Source organism: Rhizobium sp. C1 (genome assembly GCF_021026335.1).
Lineage (GTDB): Bacteria > Pseudomonadota > Alphaproteobacteria > Rhizobiales > Rhizobiaceae > Ensifer_A.
Genome location: NZ_JAJNCY010000001.1, coordinates 541,480 through 555,157, shown reverse-complemented (window position 1 = coordinate 555,157; position 13,678 = coordinate 541,480). Strand labels below are relative to the sequence as shown.

Annotated in this window: 15 protein-coding genes; 2 read left to right on the top strand and 13 right to left on the bottom strand. The window is 60.5% G+C overall.

Annotation, left to right across the window (positions count from 1 at the left end; translation table 11 throughout):
• Nucleotides 1–36 precede the first annotated feature (36 nt).
• Genes ccoP through ccoN form a run of 4 tightly spaced genes read right to left on the bottom strand, consistent with a single transcriptional unit; the run spans nucleotide 37 to nucleotide 3,435 of the window.
• Nucleotides 37–900 (bottom strand): cytochrome-c oxidase, cbb3-type subunit III, encoded by an 864-nt coding sequence (gene ccoP / locus LQK83_RS02800; protein ID WP_230835757.1) that lies wholly within the window; start codon nucleotides 898–900, stop codon nucleotides 37–39.
• A gap of 3 nt (nucleotides 901–903) precedes the next feature.
• Nucleotides 904–1,056, bottom strand: a complete 153-nt coding sequence (locus LQK83_RS02795; protein ID WP_112629338.1) for a cbb3-type cytochrome c oxidase subunit 3 — start codon at nucleotides 1,054–1,056, stop codon at nucleotides 904–906.
• 12 nt (nucleotides 1,057–1,068) lie between these two features.
• Nucleotides 1,069–1,800 (bottom strand): cytochrome-c oxidase, cbb3-type subunit II, encoded by a 732-nt coding sequence (ccoO, locus tag LQK83_RS02790; protein WP_230835756.1) that lies wholly within the window; start codon nucleotides 1,798–1,800, stop codon nucleotides 1,069–1,071.
• A gap of 12 nt (nucleotides 1,801–1,812) precedes the next feature.
• Nucleotides 1,813–3,435: a cytochrome-c oxidase, cbb3-type subunit I gene (gene ccoN / locus LQK83_RS02785; RefSeq protein ID WP_230835755.1), complete on the bottom strand. Its 1,623-nt coding sequence runs from the start codon at nucleotides 3,433–3,435 to the stop codon at nucleotides 1,813–1,815.
• Between the two features lie 197 nt (nucleotides 3,436–3,632).
• Between ccoN and LQK83_RS02780 the strand changes: the two genes are divergently transcribed.
• Nucleotides 3,633–4,133 carry a hemerythrin domain-containing protein gene (locus LQK83_RS02780; RefSeq protein WP_230835754.1) on the top strand — a complete coding sequence of 167 codons (501 nt, stop codon included), beginning with the start codon at nucleotides 3,633–3,635 and terminating at the stop codon, nucleotides 4,131–4,133.
• 129 nt (nucleotides 4,134–4,262) lie between these two features.
• Here the strand turns inward: LQK83_RS02780 and LQK83_RS02775 are convergent, their stop codons facing one another.
• From LQK83_RS02775 to hemN, 8 genes are all read right to left on the bottom strand, one after another.
• Complete coding sequence (locus LQK83_RS02775) at nucleotides 4,263–5,186, bottom strand: glutaminase (protein ID WP_230835753.1); 924 nt, start codon at nucleotides 5,184–5,186, stop codon at nucleotides 4,263–4,265.
• Nucleotides 5,187–5,322: 136 nt separating this feature from the next.
• Nucleotides 5,323–6,273 carry a lipid A biosynthesis lauroyl acyltransferase gene (locus LQK83_RS02770; RefSeq protein ID WP_230835752.1) on the bottom strand — a complete coding sequence of 317 codons (951 nt, stop codon included), beginning with the start codon at nucleotides 6,271–6,273 and terminating at the stop codon, nucleotides 5,323–5,325.
• A 4-nt stretch (nucleotides 6,274–6,277) separates the two neighbouring features.
• Entirely contained in the window at nucleotides 6,278–7,306 is a 1,029-nt protein-coding gene (locus LQK83_RS02765) for a zinc-binding dehydrogenase (protein ID WP_230835751.1), read from the bottom strand.
• A 52-nt stretch (nucleotides 7,307–7,358) separates the two neighbouring features.
• The gene (locus LQK83_RS02760; protein ID WP_230835750.1) at nucleotides 7,359–8,642 is read right to left on the bottom strand and encodes a beta-ketoacyl-ACP synthase; all 1,284 of its coding nucleotides are present in this window, start codon (nucleotides 8,640–8,642) and stop codon (nucleotides 7,359–7,361) included.
• A gap of 11 nt (nucleotides 8,643–8,653) precedes the next feature.
• Nucleotides 8,654–9,844 carry a beta-ketoacyl-ACP synthase gene (locus LQK83_RS02755; protein ID WP_230835749.1) on the bottom strand — a complete coding sequence of 397 codons (1,191 nt, stop codon included), beginning with the start codon at nucleotides 9,842–9,844 and terminating at the stop codon, nucleotides 8,654–8,656.
• An 11-nt stretch (nucleotides 9,845–9,855) separates the two neighbouring features.
• Nucleotides 9,856–10,332 carry a 3-hydroxyacyl-ACP dehydratase FabZ family protein gene (locus tag LQK83_RS02750; protein WP_230835748.1) on the bottom strand — a complete coding sequence of 159 codons (477 nt, stop codon included), beginning with the start codon at nucleotides 10,330–10,332 and terminating at the stop codon, nucleotides 9,856–9,858.
• A 58-nt stretch (nucleotides 10,333–10,390) separates the two neighbouring features.
• Nucleotides 10,391–10,675, bottom strand: coding sequence for an acyl carrier protein (locus tag LQK83_RS02745; protein WP_181366801.1), 285 nt, complete (start codon nucleotides 10,673–10,675; stop codon nucleotides 10,391–10,393).
• Nucleotides 10,676–10,781: 106 nt separating this feature from the next.
• Nucleotides 10,782–12,146 (bottom strand): oxygen-independent coproporphyrinogen III oxidase, encoded by a 1,365-nt coding sequence (gene hemN / locus LQK83_RS02740; protein ID WP_230835747.1) that lies wholly within the window; start codon nucleotides 12,144–12,146, stop codon nucleotides 10,782–10,784.
• A 220-nt stretch (nucleotides 12,147–12,366) separates the two neighbouring features.
• Here hemN and LQK83_RS02735 point away from each other — a divergent pair, with 220 nt between their 5' ends.
• The gene (locus LQK83_RS02735; protein WP_230836268.1) at nucleotides 12,367–13,092 is read left to right on the top strand and encodes a Crp/Fnr family transcriptional regulator; all 726 of its coding nucleotides are present in this window, start codon (nucleotides 12,367–12,369) and stop codon (nucleotides 13,090–13,092) included.
• A 30-nt stretch (nucleotides 13,093–13,122) separates the two neighbouring features.
• Here the strand turns inward: LQK83_RS02735 and LQK83_RS02730 are convergent, their stop codons facing one another.
• A complete protein-coding gene (locus LQK83_RS02730; RefSeq protein ID WP_230835746.1) occupies nucleotides 13,123–13,554 on the bottom strand; it encodes a L,D-transpeptidase in 432 nt (143 codons plus the stop codon).
• Nucleotides 13,555–13,678: the final 124 nt, after the last annotated feature.

The following is a 13,678-nucleotide window of genomic DNA, read 5'->3' as shown; positions in this document are numbered from 1 at the left end:
ATCGTATCTCGCCAGGACGGGCCCGGCGGAGAAAGCTTATTCGCCGCCGCCGAGCGAGTGAACGAACACGGCCAGTTCCTTGACCGTCGTGTCGCCGAGGCGGACCTTCCAGGCGGGCATGACGCCATGCCGGGGCTTCGTCGCCTGAGCGATGATCGCAGCCTCGCCAGAACCATAGAGCCAGATGGCGTCCGTCAGGTTCGGTGCGCCGAGATCGCGATTGCCCTGCGCCTGATCGCCGTGGCAGGCGGCGCAGTTGTTGGCAAAGACCTCCTTGCCGGCAGCCGGGTTGCCAGTGGTGACCGGCTGCTTCGACTGTTCGGCGACATAGGCCGCAACGTTCTGGATTTCCTCGGGCTTGAGGATTTCACCGAAGTTCGGCATCTGCGAGACCCGGGTGTCCGGATCCTGCGGATCGCGAATACCGTGCGAGATCGTCGTGTAGATCTGGTCGGCGGAACCGCCCCACAGCCAGTCATTGTCGTTGAGGTTCGGGTAGCCGATGCCCCCTTGCGCGCCCGAGCCGTGGCAGGGTGTGCAGTTGACCTTGAAGGCGGCGGCACCTGCGGCGGTCGCAAACTCGCTCAGGGACTTGTCCTTGATGATGTCGGCGACCGGCATGGCGGCGATCTTGTCCACATAGATCTTCTGTGCGCCCTTGGCGGCCGTCAGCTCGTCCTTGAGGACGGAGCGGTTGGTGACGTTGAGAACACCCTTGGTGTTGGTCGTGAGCAGCGGCCAGGCTGGATAGAAGACCGTGTAGCCGATGGCCCACAGAATGCAGGCATAGAAGGTCCACACCCACCATCTCGGCAGCGGATTGTTGAGCTCGCGAATGCCGTCCCAGACATGGCCGGTGGTCTCGACGCCGCTCAGTTCGTCAACATGTTTGTCTGCCATTTTTCAATCCTCCTTGAGAGGTATGGATGCGGCCTCGTCGGCCATCTTTTTCGAACCGGGCCGGAGCGCGAAGAAAATCGCGCCCACGAAGAAGAGGGTGAAGCCCAGGAGCCCCCAGCTGTCGGCGAATTGCCGCATCATGGTGTAGGTTTCCATTGTCTTCCCTCCTCACCGGTAGCCGGATGCGTCGTCATAGGTCGAGAAATCGACCAGCGTGCCGAGCATCTGGAGATAGGCGACCAGCGCATCCATTTCGGTGACCTTCGTCGGGTCGCCGTCGAAATCGCCGACCTTGGCCTTCGGATAGCGCTTGACGAGATCGGTCGTATCCGCATTCGGATCGGCCTGCGCCATCAGATCGGTTTCCGCCTTGGCAATGTCGTCGTCCGTATAAGGAACGCCGACGATGCGGTTGGTCTTGAGGTGACCGGCCACATTCTCGAACTTGAGAGGCGTGTTCTTCAGGAATGCATAGGTCGGCATGACCGATTCCGGAACGACCGAGCGCGGATTGGTCAGGTGCTGGACGTGCCACTCGTTCGAGTAGCGGCCGCCGACACGGGCCAGATCCGGACCCGTGCGCTTGGAGCCCCACTGGAACGGATGGTCGTACATCGATTCCGCAGCCAGCGAGTAATGGCCGTAGCGCTCCACTTCGTCGCGGAACGGACGGATCATCTGGCTGTGGCAGAGGTAACAGCCTTCGCGGATATAGATGTCGCGGCCGGCGAGTTCCAGCGGGGTGTAGGGGCGCATCCCCTCCACCTTCTCGATCGTATTCTGCAGGTAGAAGAGCGGCGCGATCTCGACGATGCCGCCGATGGTGACGACAAGCAGCGAGCCTACCAGGAGGAGCGACGCGTTCTTCTCGAGCAATTCGTGTTTTGCAAGAATGGACATGATTGCCTCTCCTTATTCTGCCGGCTGAAGCTGCGGGACGGCGCCACCGATCGGGGCTTCGTCGCGCTGGTGGCCAAGGATGGTCATCGTGACGTTGTAGGCCATGATGAGACCGCCCAGCAGGTACATGCCGCCGCCGACTGCACGCAGAACATAGTAGGGGAACATGGCCCGGACTGATTCCGCGAACGAGTAGACGAGGAAGCCCTGGTCATCATATTCGCGCCACATCAGACCCTGCTGGATACCGGCAACCCACATGACGGCGGCGTAGACAACGATGCCGAGGGTTGCGAGCCAGAAGTGCCAGTTGACCAGACGCAGCGAATAGAGACGTTCCCTGCCCCACAGCTTCGGAGCGAGGTAGTAGACGGCGCCGAAGGTGATCATGCCGACCCAGCCGAGTGCGCCCGAGTGAACGTGACCGATGGTCCAGTCCGTATAGTGGCTGAGCGAGTTGACCGTCTTGATCGACATCATCGGGCCCTCGAAGGTCGACATGCCGTAGAAGGCGATGGCCATGACCATCATGCGGATGATCGGGTCGGTGCGGATCTTGTCCCATGCGCCGGACAGCGTCATCAGACCGTTGATCATGCCGCCCCACGAAGGCATCCAGAGCATGATGGAGAAGACCATGCCGAGCGTCTGCGCCCAGTCCGGCAGAGCCGTGTAGTGCAGATGATGCGGGCCGGCCCAGATATAGAGGAAGATCAGCGCCCAGAAGTGGATGATCGACAGACGGTAGGAATAGACCGGACGATTGGCCTGCTTGGGAACGAAGTAATACATCATGCCCAGGAAGCCGGCCGTCAGGAAGAAGCCTACGGCATTATGGCCGTACCACCACTGCGTCAGCGCATCCTGTACGCCCGAGAAGGTCGAATAGCTCTTCGAGCCCAGGAACGAGACCGGCACGGCCGCATTGTTGACCAGATGCAGCATGGCGATGGTGACGATGAAGGACAGGTAGAACCAGTTGGCCACATAGATATGGGTTTCCTTGCGCGTCATGATCGTGCCGAGGAAGACCAGCAGATAAGCCACCCAGACGACGGTCAGCCAGATATCGACATACCATTCCGGCTCGGCATATTCGCGCCCCTGCGTAATGCCCAGCAGATAGCCGGTGGCGGCCATGACGATGAACAGCTGGTAGCCCCAGAAGACGAACCAGGCGAGATCGCCGCCGAAGAGGCGGACGCGCGAGGTGCGCTGCACGACATAGAACGACGTCATGATCAGCGCATTGCCCCCAAAGGCGAAGATGACGGCGGATGTGTGCAGAGGGCGCATGCGGCCGAAGTTGAACCACGGCTCGATGTTCAGATGGGGGAAGGCAAGCTGCAACGCGATGACGACGCCGACGAGAAAGCCGACCACACCCCAGAAAACCGTGGCGATCAGGCCGTAGCGGATGACTTCGTCAAAATACTCTGAACTGCGCTGCTCGGCGGAGACTGTCGAAACCGGCGCAAAGGAGACGCGACGGATCAACGCCACGCTGAAAATGAGAAGGACAGTGAACAGGACCCACATATGGGCCTTGAACAGGCTGTCCTGGGCAAAGGCTGCCCCGAGCAAGGCGATGAAGGCGAAAAGCCCAACACCCACCGTTTGTGAAATTTTCGTCATTGTTGGTATCCCCCAACGATTGCTGATCATGCGGCAAGCAGCGCCGGAATCGCCTTCCGACCGTCTTTGCGGCTGATGCAGCAATCGCATTTGGGGGGCATGCCATCCTTGATATAGATCAATGCAAAAAGGCGGCCGCCGCGCGACATATGAGCCTATGATGGGGCTCCATACCCTGCATTCAGACAGGTGAAAAAATGAAGACGCTGGATACGCACGACCGGGAGGAATTCGAGAAGCGCTATCGCCCGCCGCAGGGTGTCGGCGCCATCGACTGGCTGAAGACAATCCATGGCGAACAGCTCGAACTCTGCCGCGAACTGGAAGAGATTGCCGACAGCCTGCCCGCAGAGGTCAACCGCCAGAAATGCATCTATGCCGCCAAGGCGATCGGCCCTCTGACCATGGGCGCGCACCGGTTTGAGGAGGACATCCTCTTCCCCTGGGTCGAGCAGACCGTCACGGGCCATCCGGAACTTGCATCCACGCTGGAACGGCTGAAGTTCGAACATTTTGAAGACGAGTGCTTTATCGAGGAGCTCATCGACGCCCTGCTCCGCCTCGGCGCCGCCGATCCCACGCTGAACCCCGAAACCATCGGCTACATGCTGCGCGGCTATTTTGTCAGCATGCGCCGCCATATCGCCTTCGAGCAGGAACATCTGCTGGCCATGGTGAGCGAGCGAAAGGCGGCTTGAAAAAAATCGCCTGCGTTCCGAAAAGACGACGGACCGTTCCGGAAATTACCACGCGGACGGACACAGCTCTTCCGCGTCGCAGGCGCATTTCAATCTAAAAACTTCCGCCGGCTTATGGCAAGTTTGAAATTACCCGAAGACCGACCACCCGGTCTTTTTCGCGAACAGTTCAAGCGCCCGCGTGCCGGCAGCCGAATTGCCGTTGGCGTTCAGCCCCGGCGACCAGACGGCGATCGAGGCATTGCCGGGCGCGATCGCCAGAATGCCGCCACCGACCCCGCTCTTGCCGGGCAGACCGACACGGAAGGCGAAATCGCCGGACGCATCGTAATGGCCGCAGGTCAGCATCAGCGCATTGATGCGCCGCGCCCGCTCGCGCGTGACGACCGTCTGCCCCGACACCGGATTGCGCCCGCCATTGGCCAGAAACAGTCCCGCCCTGGCAAGCTGCTGGCAACTCATCGCCACCGAGCACTGGTGATAATAGACGCCGAGCGTCTTTTCGACGGGATTGTGAATATTGCCGAAGGCGCGCATGTAATTGCCAAGTGCGGCATTGCGGAAACCCGTCGCCTGCTCGGAGCGCGCCACATCCTCATCGATATAGACCGTGTCGTCGCCGGAGAGGTAGCGGAAGAATTGCAGGATTTCGCCCAGCGTCTCGCGTGGCTCATGACCGGCCAGCAGCACGTCGGCCACCACGATGGCACCGGCGTTGATGAAAGGATTGCGCGGGATTCCGTGCTCATGCTCGAGCTGAACGATTGAATTGAACGCGGTGCCCGAAGGCTCGCGCCCGACCCGCGACCACAGCCCAGCTCCGATTCGCCCCAGAGCCAGCGTCAGCGTGAAGACCTTGGACACGCTCTGGATGGAGAACGGTTCGGCCGCATCGCCGACGGTCAGAACCTCGCCCTCGGTCGTCACAACGGCCATGCCGAACTTTTTGGGGTCGACGCGCGCCAGTGCGGGAATGTAATCCGCCACCTTGCCATCGCCGATATGCGGCTGCATCTCGTGATAGACCTCGTGCAGAATATCCTGAAGTGGCATGAAGGGCTCCTGTCTGTCGCGTCGCGCGGGCCGCTCGAAAATACCGCAACCGTACCTTCAGGATTTCCTATGCGGAGATAGACAATTTTTGAAGGGCGAAATCGGAATTGCCGCCTTGCATAGGCGGCATTGCATGTCAGACGGTGAAATTCTTGAAGTCTTCCGAAAACTTGATGTCCCAGCGGTCGTGGTACCAGAGCCACTGGCCGGGATATTCTCGGACCCAGCGCTCCACCGTATCGTTGAGCAGCTGGGCGGTGGCATTCACGTCCACATCGCCATTCTCCTTGCGGGGGATCGTCAGCGCCGGCTCAAGCTCCAGCCGGTAGCGATTGCCGGGCAGCCGGATGCAGCGCGCAGGATAGACCGGGCAGTTGAACTGCCGCACCAGTTTCGCCAGCAAGGGATTGGTTTTCACAGGTACGCCGAAAAGTGTCGTATCGGCGCCCTTGGAGAACTTCTGATCCACCAGCACACCGACGCCGCCGCCGCTTTCGAGCTGGCGTGCCAGTGCAAAGGACGACCCGGCATGCGAGGGCACGAGCGCGCCCATGCGGTCCGCCCGGAAGCCATGGACCATGTCGGCCATGTAAGGATTGTTCGGCGGGCGAAAAAGCACGGTGACATCGAGACCAAAGGCGTTTCCGGCGACCGGCAGCATCTCGAAATTCGCCGTATGGGCGGTAAAAACGATGAACGGTCCCTTCAGATCGCGGATCTCAAGAAAAAGCGGGATGCCGGACACCTCCACCCTGCCCCGGCCCGGCCGTTCGGGATCGAAGTCGAAGAGCTTGTCGAGATAGACATATTCGGCCGCCATGCGCCCCATGGAGCCCCATGAATCCATGGCGATCTTCAGGCGTTCCTCATCCGTTTTCTCAGGAAACGCGCGCTTCAGATTGTAAAGCATCAGCCGATGCCGCTTCTGCTTCGGCCCCAGCCAGCGCGCGACGCGATCGATGAGATTGAGCGCGAAATCAGCGGGCAACAGCTTGAGCAACATGAGGGCGGCCAGCACCAGCCTGGCGAGCAGCCAAGGCCAGGCCTTGCGCAGGTTCGCACCGATGCGCCTAAGAAGGCCCTTCATGGCCTCAATCCATCCGCAGGATGATCTTGCCGAAGATGGAGCGCTCTTCCATCCGCTTCAGCGCCACGTCGATCTCGCCGAAGCCCACTTCGGTGTCGATGACCGGATGCACGATGCCCTGCGCCATCTTCTGCATGGCATTGGCCATATTCTCCATCCGGCAGCCGAAAGAGCCGAGCAGCTTGAGCTGCTGCTGGAACAGCATCATCAGGTTCATCTCGGTCGAAACACCCGAGGTCGAACCGCAGGTGACGAGCCGTCCGCCGCGCTTCATGGAGAGAATAGAACCGGCCCAGGTGTCCTTGCCGACATGTTCGAAGACGACATCGACGCCCTTCTTCTTGGTCAGCTTGCGCACCACACCCTCGAAACGATCGACGCGATAGTTGATGACGTGATCGGCGCCGAGCGCCTTCGCCTTCTCGATCTTGTCGTCCGAACCGACCGTCGTGATCACCGTGCAGCCCATGCGCTTGGCGAGCTGGATCGCCGCCGAGCCGATGCCCGAGCCGCCGGCATGAACGAGGATCGTTTCGCCCGGCTGAAGCTTCGCATTGTCGAACAGCATGTGCTCGACCGTACCGAAGGTCACGGGTGCCAGCGCTGCTGCCACCGCATCGATGCCGGGAGGCGCGACGACGAGCTGGCGGGCCGGAATGTTGATCTTCTCCTGCGCGAAGCCATCAAGGTGGAAGCCATGCACACCGCCGACATGTTCGCAGAGATTGTCGCGACCTTCGCGACAGGCCTTGCAGTAACCGCAGACCCGCGCGCCATAGACCGACACGAGCTGGCCTGGCAGGACATTCGAGACGCCCGGCCCGATGGCCTCGACCACGCCGGAAGCTTCCGCGCCGATGGTCAGCGGCATCTTGCGCTTGGCAAACGCCATGCCGCGCCAGCCCCAGACGTCGATATGGTTCAGCGCAACCGCCTTGACGCGCAGCGTCACCTCGCCCGGAGCCGGAGCCTCCGGTTCGGGAAGCTCGACGGCTTCAAGTCTGCGATCTTCGATGAGTTGCAATGCGCGCATGATCATACCTTCCGCTTTCGCGGGTCAAATACGTGTTCTTGTTGTGTGCGGTTTACCGGGGTTCCGCCGCCAGCACAAGGCTGGCATTCTGACCACCAAACCCGAAGGAGTTGGAGAGCACGGCCGAAACCTGCTGTGCCCGCTTCACGTTCGGCACGACATCGAGTTCGATACTCGGGTCGGGGTTCTGGTAGTTGATCGTCGGCGGCAATGTGCCGGTGAGGATCGTCTGCAGCGAGAACACCGCCTCGACCGCGCCAGCCGCCGTCAGCGTATGGCCGATCATCGACTTGTTGGACGAAACCGGGATGGACTTCAGCCGCTCGCCGAAGACGGAGAGCATCGCGCCATATTCCATCTTGTCGTTTTCCGGCGTCGAGGTGCCATGCGCGTTGATATAGCCGATCGCCTCTTCGCCGACGCCCGCATCTTCGAGTGCTGCGCGGATCGTCGCAATCACCGGTCCGCCATCCGGCGAGGAGCGCGTACGGTGGAAACTATCCGCCTTTTCGCCGCAGCCCTTCACGATGCCATACACCCTCGCGCCGCGGGCAATCGCCGATTCCAGCGATTCGAGAACGAGCGTCGCAGCCCCTTCCGCAATCACGAATCCGTCGCGGTCCTTGGTAAAGGGCTTGGAGGCCTTTTCCGGCGGATCGTTCTGCGTGGAGAGTGCCGAAAGCAGCGAAAAGCGAATGAGCGCTTCGGCCGAAACCGAACCATCGGTTGCCACCGTCAGCGCGCGCTCCGTGCGGCCCTGACGGATCGCCTCTACGCCGAGCTGAATTGCGGTGGCACCAGACGCACAAGCCGTGGACAGAGTCACGGGAAGCCCGCGCGTCCCAAATTTGTCGGCCAGACGCTCCGAGATCGAGCCGAAGAGCACCGCCTCATGGAAGGCCGGATCGGGACGCTCGCGCATGGCGGCGAGGAAACGGTCATAGGCATCGCCCGGCTCTTCCGCAGGACCCGCACGGTCGGCGAGTTCGAAACGGGCAGACCATTCCGGTTCGACCGGCGGTGCGGCCAGAAACAGCGGCCCGTTGAAATCGCCCGAAAGCCCGGCCTGCGCCAGCGCTTCAACCGTCGTTTCGCGCGCCATGGCATAGGAGCGCTCGACGGCATTCGCCACCGGCAGATCGATGAAATCCACAGTGCCGGCGATGCGCGTCGACAGCTCGTTGACCGGGAAGCGGGTGATGTCGTGAATGCCAGAACGGCCGCCCGTCAGCGCCGCCCAGTTGTCCTCAAGCCCCTGACCGAGCGAAGTGATGACGCCCATGCCGGTGACGGCAACAATGGGACGGCCGAGATGATCGCGAAACTGATTGCTCATGACCTTTTGCCTCACGCATTGGCGGCAAGAAGGGCAACCCCCTCGCCGCGCTGATGGCCAATCGTGGTGACGAGCGCGGTCTTTGCCGGCTCCGTCATCGCCTTTTCATGATCCTTGTCGAAGGGCGCGACCGGCTTTCCAGCCCCGAGCGCCATCGCGGCAAGTCCGATACCTGCGGTGAACTGCGCCTCGACCGAATGGCCGATCAGCCCGCCGAAGCCGCGGATCGCTGCCGCCGGGAATACCTTTTCAAAGAACGCCTTTTCGCGGGCAGCCAAGTCGTGGAAGCCCGTCGTGCCGGATAGGACAAGCTCGGGCTTCGCACCTTCGACCATCCGCTCCAGCCGCTTCTCAAGCCGACCCTCGGCGCGATTGCCGCGGTCGCCCTCAACCATCTCTATGGTCGCATAGATGCGAGCGCCGCGCGCTTCTGCATGACCGCGCGATTCGAGCACGAGGAACGCCCCGACCGAACCCATAATCATGCCGCCGCCATGATCCTTGTCGCGCGCCCAGATTGGCGACCAGTCGCCGGTCTGATGCCCCTTGATCCCTTCGACCATCAGAATGATGTCGAGACGCTCCGCAATGAAGGCGCCGCCGACGAGCGCGTGGGTGGACTGGCCGGCGCGAATGCGCGCCGCTGCCGTTTCCACGGCCGAAACGCCAGCCCCCTCTTCGCCCATGAAGGTGCGCGAGGAGCCGGTGACCTTGTGAACGATGGAGATATTGCCGGCAAGAAGATTGGAAAGCTGCGCCAGGAATAGCGTCGGCCGCAGTTCCGTCGTCAGCTTCTGGTTCAGCAGCACCTCACGGTCGTTGCGCTTCAGCGCTTCGTCCACGATCATCGAATCAACATTGATATCGCGCTCGCCGCCACCGGCCGCCACGATCATGTCCATCGAGGCGCAGGCCTCCGCGTCGTCCTTGAAGCCGGCATCGTCCAGCGCAAGGCCGGCGGCGAAGACGCCGAGCCGCTGCCAGTTTTCCATCTGGCGCTGGTCGCCGCGCTTCGGGATCTGCTGCGACCAGTCGATGGCCGGCAGCGGATGGACCGGATAGGGCGCGAAACGCTCGGTCTCGACAATCGGAGAAGGCGTGCTGTCGCCGAGGATCAGCGCCTCGTGCGCCTCGCGTCCGACGCCCAGCGACGACACGAGACCGATGCCGGTAATCACCACATCCTGATCAGACTTGGCCATGATTTCAGTCCTTATGACACGTTGGCCGCGATGGCATCGTAAAGCCCGATTTCGCGGGCGCGGTTCTTCACGATATCGCCGATGGGAACCTGGTCGAAGGGAATGGTGCGCAGCTTCAATTGCGCATCACAGACCTTCTTGCCGCCGGAAGTGATCTTCGCCTTCGTCACCGCATAACCGGAACCGAGATGTACAAGATCGGCCTCGACATCGAGTTCCGCAAGGGGTTCCACAAAAGTGCGAAGCTTCGCCTCGTCCACCGCCATCAGCAGCGGCATGGAGGAAAACTCGTTGACCGCCAGCAGCATCAGACCGGAAGCCTGCGCCATCGTCTCGATGAGGAGAACGCCGGGCACCAGCGGCATGCCGGGAAAATGCCCCTCGAAGACCGGGCTCTTTTCGGGAACGACGGAACGCGCGACGAGATGCCCCGACTTGAGGTCGAGGTCCGTCACGCGGTCGATCATCTGGAAATATTCAAGAAGCATGGGATCGCACCTGTCGCGCGGGGCCGCAGGATACGGCCCCGGAGAAAGCCGTCAGGCCTCAGCCCTTGGCGGCGCGCAGTTCGTCGATCTTGGCACAGAGGTTCTTCAGAACGAAATACTCGTCCGTCGCGACCTTGCCGTCATTGACTTCCTGGGTCCACTTTTCCAGCGGAATCTTGATGCCGAATTCCTTGTCGATCGCAAAAACGATGTCGAGGAAGTCCAGGCTGTCGATGCCCAGATCGTCGATCGTGTGGCTCTCGGGCGTAATCTTCTCGCGGTCGATTTCGCTGGTTTCGGAAATAATGTCGGCTACCTTATCAAACGTCGTCGTCACGCCGATACCTCTCAATGTCAAAGCTGTTGCGCGATGCTATAGGCAAATCGATTTCAAAAGCCAATGGCTTGCAACAGTCAAATGACATAAATGGGGGGCATATGTTGCGCGTTTACACTGCAATCGAATGCCGCCCCTTGCCGTTTCCGAGATAGGCATCGAACTGCGAGGCAACCGTGCGGGCGAAAAGCCGGCCTGTTTCCGTCAACAGAAATCGACCATCGGCAATCTCCGCGAGCCCATCCGTATTCTGCCAGACAAACAGCTTGGCCTCGGCAATGACCTCGTCGGCCGCCGCGCCAAAGCGGCTCTTAAGATCGGCAAAAGAGAAGGCAAAGTCGCACATGATCTTCTCGATGGCATAGCCGCGCAGCTTATCTTCCTCGCTGAAGACAAGACCGCGCACGACGGCGAGCCCCCCGGCCTCCGCCATGCGCTGAAATTCGCCGGTCGCTACCATGTTTTGCACGAAACCCTGACGAAATTGCCCGATGGAGGATGCGCCGAAACCGATCAGCGTCTCGGCACTGTCATCGGTATAGCCCTGGAAATTGCGCCGAAGCCGGCCTTCCCGCTCCGCAATCGCCATCGAATCGCCGGGCTTGGCGAAATGGTCGATGCCGATCTGCTGGTATCCGGCGGCAATCAGCATGGAGGCCGCCATGCGTGACTGCTCAAAGCGCTGATCGACATCCGGTAACACCTCTTCCTTGATCATCGTCTGATGCTTCTTCATCCACGGCACATGCGCATAGCCGAAAAGCGCAATGCGGTCAGGATCAAGCGTCAGGATCTGCTTGACGGTCTCCGACAGCGTTTCCAGCGTCTGGTGCGGCAGACCATAAAGAAGGTCGCAATTGACCGAATGTACGCCCCGCGCCCTGACCGCATCGACGACGGACCTGGTCTGCTCGAAAGTCTGGATGCGGTTGATCGCCTTCTGAACCTCAGCCTGAAAATCCTGTACACCGAGGCTCGCCCGGGTCATGCCGATGTCGGCAAGCGCATCGTAGCGTGCCTCATCCATGTCGTTCGGATCCATCTCGACGCTGATCTCGGCATCGGGTGCAAAGTTGAAGGCCGAGCGAAAGAGCGCGCCGATGCGTCGGATATCGTCCGGCTTCATCAGCGTCGGCGAACCGCCACCGAAATGCAGCGCCGTCACTACTGCCTTGCGGCTGACGAGCCGCGCCACGGCCTCGACTTCGAGCTCCAGCGCATTCAGATATTCGGCGACAGGCTCATAGCGCAGCGTATGCTTCGTATGGCAGGCGCAGAACCAGCAGAGCCGGTCGCAATAGGGAATATGGACATACAGCGACAGCTTGTCGCCCTCTCCGAGCGCTTGCAGCCATTGGCTGTATTCCGTTCTTGTAATATGAGGACCGAAGTGAGGCGCTGTCGGATAGCTCGTATAGCGCGGCACGGGTGCGGAATATTTGCCGGTCAGGGACTTGTAGCTGGGGATCGTGTGCATCTTGGTTCTCCTGCCGGAATTGAGTAAAGGCAAAAATCCGCGCTGTGCTTGATCTTGATCAAACAGAGGGTGTCAAATCTTTGCGACACTCCGAACGTTGACGATTGCCAACTATGGCAAGGCCGACGAACGTTGCGTAGACGGCAGGGGGACTCACCGATAGAGGTCGGGAGTAAAGAGAGAAATGCAAGTCATTCAATTCAGTCAGGCCAAGGCTTCGATGGAACCGCAACGCAAGGACATTCATAACTCGGAGATACCGGCGGTCTGCATTTCCTGCGAGGCACGGCACGGCGGAATTTGCGGCACCCTCTCCCCGTCACAACTGACGGAGCTGAGCCGCCACACCAAGCGCCGCAAGGTGACGGGTGGTTCTGAAGTGATCGGCCAGGGCGAGCAGCTGAATGCCTATTCGAATATCCTGAGCGGTGTCGTCAAACTCTCGAAGATGATGGCTGACGGCCGTCAGCAGATCGTCGGCCTGCAATTCGCCCCCGACTTCATGGGCCGCCCCTTCCTGCGCGAAAGCCAGGTCGCCGCCGAAGCCGCCGTCGATATCGAAGTCTGCTCCATGCCCAAGGCGATCATCGATCGCATGATTGCCGATACGCCGGAGCTTGAGCATAAGATTCACGAGCAGACACTGAAGGAACTGGACGAAGCGCGCGACTGGATGCTGACGCTTGGCCGCAAGACCGCACAGGAAAAGGTCGCCAGCTTCCTGCACATGATCGCCATGCATATCGATCCGGAAAACGCCGACAAGCGCAGCTTCGACCTTCCGTTGACCCGCGCCGATATCGCCGATTTTCTGGGGCTGACGATCGAAACCGTCAGCCGTCAGATGACGAAGCTTCGCCACGAAGGCATCATCCGCATCGAAAACAACCGCCATGTCACCTGCCCCGACATGGAACGGCTTCGCCGCGCCGCCGGCAACGACTGACGGCGCTGGCGTCTCAACACTATCGCCGCATCACTGTGAAATGACGATCCGCGTGTTGGAAAGGCCGGCATTCTTCACCAGCGAGAAAAAGGTCGCGGCATTTTCCGGATGCAGGCGGATACAGCCATGTGAGGCCGGACGACCCAGATTGCGCACTTCATAGGTCCCATGCACCGCATAGCCTCCCTTGAAGAAGACGGAATAGGGCATCGGCGAATTGTGGTATTTGCGCGACCGGTGGTTGGCATCCAGCGACTTGGCGGAATAATTGCCGACCGGGGTCGAATAGCCGCGACGCGCCGTCGAGACCTTCCACTGATACCGGACCGATCCGTTCTCGGTAATGGTCATTGTCTGTTTCGAAAGATTGACCTGCGCCACAAGGCTTGACGCGTGCGACGAGGTCGCGGATATGGCGAAAGAGGCAAATACAGCCGCGCCTGCAAGAATATAGCTTTTCATGAAAAATCCCCAGGTTGAACCGGAGCGTCCCAACTCCGCTGATATATGAGGATATTCGAATTCCTGTGGATTAAAAGATATTGCCAAAAAAACTATTGCACATCGTTAAAATGCCGCAATCGAA